Raw genomic sequence first — 2,429 nt, forward strand, 5'->3', positions numbered from 1 at the left:
GGTGCGCCCGGCCGTCGACGGGGTCCCGCGTGACCGGCGGGTGGTCGGGGGCCTCGGCGACGGGCTCGCCCGTCGCGGGGTCGACGACGGCGAAGCGCCCGCCGTCGGGCCCGGGCGGGCGGCCGGGCCGGCTCGTCGGCATGCCGGCGGTCAACTCGCGGCGGCGACGACGGCCGCGTGCTCCCGGGCGTGCCGGTCTATCTCCGCCCGGAAGTCGGCCACCAGCTGCGGCCGGATCCTTCCGGCGGTGCGGTCGCCGCCCTCGCAGACGGCCCCGCGCACCCCCACGATGTCGGTGCCGATGCGGGTCAGCGTGCCGAGGTCCGCCGCCTTGACGCTGCCCGCGAGCGCGGCGAGCAGGTCGGCTTCGTGGGCCAGCCGGACGAACTCCGCGCAGACCTCGGGCGGAACGTGGTCGAACAGCCTGGTCCCGTCCTTGATCGCGGTGTCGAGCATGGCCGCGTCGGAGCCGGAGCGACGGGCGATGTCGGGCAGCGCGAGCGGGTTGACGCAGCCGATCCGGTGGGCGTCGGCGTAGCCCGAGGCGACGACGAACGCGTCCGGCCGGTAGTCCTTCACGGCCCGGACGACTCCTCGCATGACGTCGACGGCCTGTTCGGGCGTCGTGCACCCGTAGAGGCCGACCTTGATGTACGTGGCGCCGGAGACGGCCGCACCGAGCGCGGCCTGGGCCACGGTGCCGGGCTTGTACGGGACGTCCCCCACGGTGGCGGACAACGGCTTGTCCGCCGGGACGGCGTCGCGGATCTCCCTGATGACCCACGGGAAGTTCGCGCCGAGCGAGCCCTCGTCCGGCTTCTTGACGTCGACGATGTCGAGGTGCTCCGCCGCCTTCGCACAGTCGAGGGCCTCCTCGACACTGTCCGGGGAGATGAGCAGCAACAACGTGGGCTCCTTCCACCGCAGGTCCACCGGCCGGGGCCGGTGTGCGGGGTCGTCTGGATCACGTGCGATCCGCTCATCATTCCTTCGGCCTGCGACCCCCGGTAGGGCGCGCGGAGCCCGAACGGGTCACTCCCGTGGCGCGGCCACCCCTCGGCGCGCCGGACACGCCAGTTCGAACCCGTCGCACGCGAGTGTGGCCGGGGCGCCGGGTGGGGATTCCGGCTCCCGGCCGCCGGGACGGCCACTCAGGTCTCAGGCCCACCGCTCCACGAAGCGGCGCTGCCAGGGCGTCTCCACCGCGTGCTGGTCGTAGTGCTCCCGGACGTACGCGACGGCCTCGGCGGCCGGGACGCCGTCCAGGATCGCGACGCAGGCGAGGGTGGTGCCGGTGCGGCCGTGGCCGCCGACGCAGGCGAGTTCGACGCGTTCGGTCGCCGACCGCCGCCAGACCTCGCGGAAGGCGTCGGCCGCGTCCGCCCGGTCGGCGGGGAGCCGGAAGTCGGGCCAGCGCACCCAACGGCCCTGCCACGGGAGCGGCTTGGGCGGGCGGCCCAGCAGGTAGAGCCCGAAGGAGGGGTGCGGGCCGGGCGGCAGCGGGCGGCTGAGGCCGCGCCCTCGCAGCAGCCGGCCGGAGGGCAGGCGCAGCACGCCGGGGGCGGCCGGGTCCCAGGGCGTGGTCGGCCCGGTCGGCCCGGTGGTCTCGGTGGTCTTGGGGGTCTCGGTCATCTCGTGGTTCTCCTCAGGACGCGACGTGCAGGGCCGGGGTGCCCGGCATCCCGGCCCGGTGGGCCAGGGCCGCCGCCTCGCCGCGCGAGGAGACGCCGAGCTTGGCCAGGATGTTGGCGACGTGGAACTTCACCGTCGACTCGCTGATGTGCAGCGCCACGGCGATGTCCCGGTTGCGTCGGCCCTGGGCCAGCTGGTCGAGCACCTCCAACTCGCGCGGCTGGAGGCCGTCCAACGGGTCGGTGGCGTGCGGCCGTTCGGGCAGGCCGAGCGGCAGGTCGACGCTCACCGTGGTGCCCCAGCCGGGGACGGCCTCGATGGCGCAGCGCCCGCCGAGGGCGGCGATCCGGTCGGCGGTGCGGTGGACGGCCAGCGCGTCGGCGGCCAGCAGGCCGGGGCCGTCGTCCCGCACCACCGCCCGCAGCGTGTCACCGGCGAACCGCCAGCTCACGTGCAGCCTGGTCACGGCGTCCTGCTCCAGCATCACGAGCACGGCCGCCCGGACGGCGTCCCGGGCGGCGTGCGCGGTGTCCGCCGGCACGGACCGGCCGGCCTCCGCCGGCGGCGCCACGTCCAGCCGCACCCGGGTGTGCCGCAGCAGCGGGCGCAACTGCTGGTCGAGCCGGGCGAACGCGGCGTCGGCGGGCTCCTCGCTGAGCGCCCGGTCCAGGTCGGCGCCCCGGCGCAGGTCGAGCAGCGCCGTCACGGCCAGTTCGGCGGCGGCGCGGCGCGCGGTGGCGTCGTCCAGTGCGGCGGAGCGCAGCGGCGCGAGGATCGCGGTGAGCGCGGCGCCGTGG

3 protein-coding genes are annotated in these 2,429 nt (G+C 76.4%); all 3 read right to left on the bottom strand.

Going from position 1 to position 2,429, the window contains the following annotated elements:
* Positions 1 to 150 precede the first annotated feature (150 nt).
* The gene (locus ACFV6I_RS39065) at positions 151 to 906 is read right to left on the bottom strand and encodes a (5-formylfuran-3-yl)methyl phosphate synthase (RefSeq protein ID WP_380431001.1); all 756 of its coding nucleotides are present in this window, start codon (positions 904 to 906) and stop codon (positions 151 to 153) included.
* Positions 907 to 1,158: 252 nt separating this feature from the next.
* Complete coding sequence (locus tag ACFV6I_RS39070) at positions 1,159 to 1,632, bottom strand: protein-tyrosine phosphatase family protein (RefSeq protein ID WP_380431004.1); 474 nt, start codon at positions 1,630 to 1,632, stop codon at positions 1,159 to 1,161.
* Positions 1,633 to 1,645: 13 nt separating this feature from the next.
* A partial coding sequence (locus tag ACFV6I_RS39075; RefSeq protein ID WP_380431007.1) for a LuxR C-terminal-related transcriptional regulator occupies positions 1,646 to 2,429 on the bottom strand: 784 nt, incomplete at its 5' end.

Source organism: Kitasatospora sp. NPDC059803 (genome assembly GCF_042732255.1).
GTDB lineage: Bacteria > Actinomycetota > Actinomycetes > Streptomycetales > Streptomycetaceae > Kitasatospora.

What these genes read in the sequence shown, in the direction of transcription:
- ACFV6I_RS39070 (WP_380431004.1), bottom strand. Translation starts at nt 1,632, where the DNA reads ATGACCGAGACCCCCAAGACCACCGAGACCACCGGGCCGACCGGGCCG.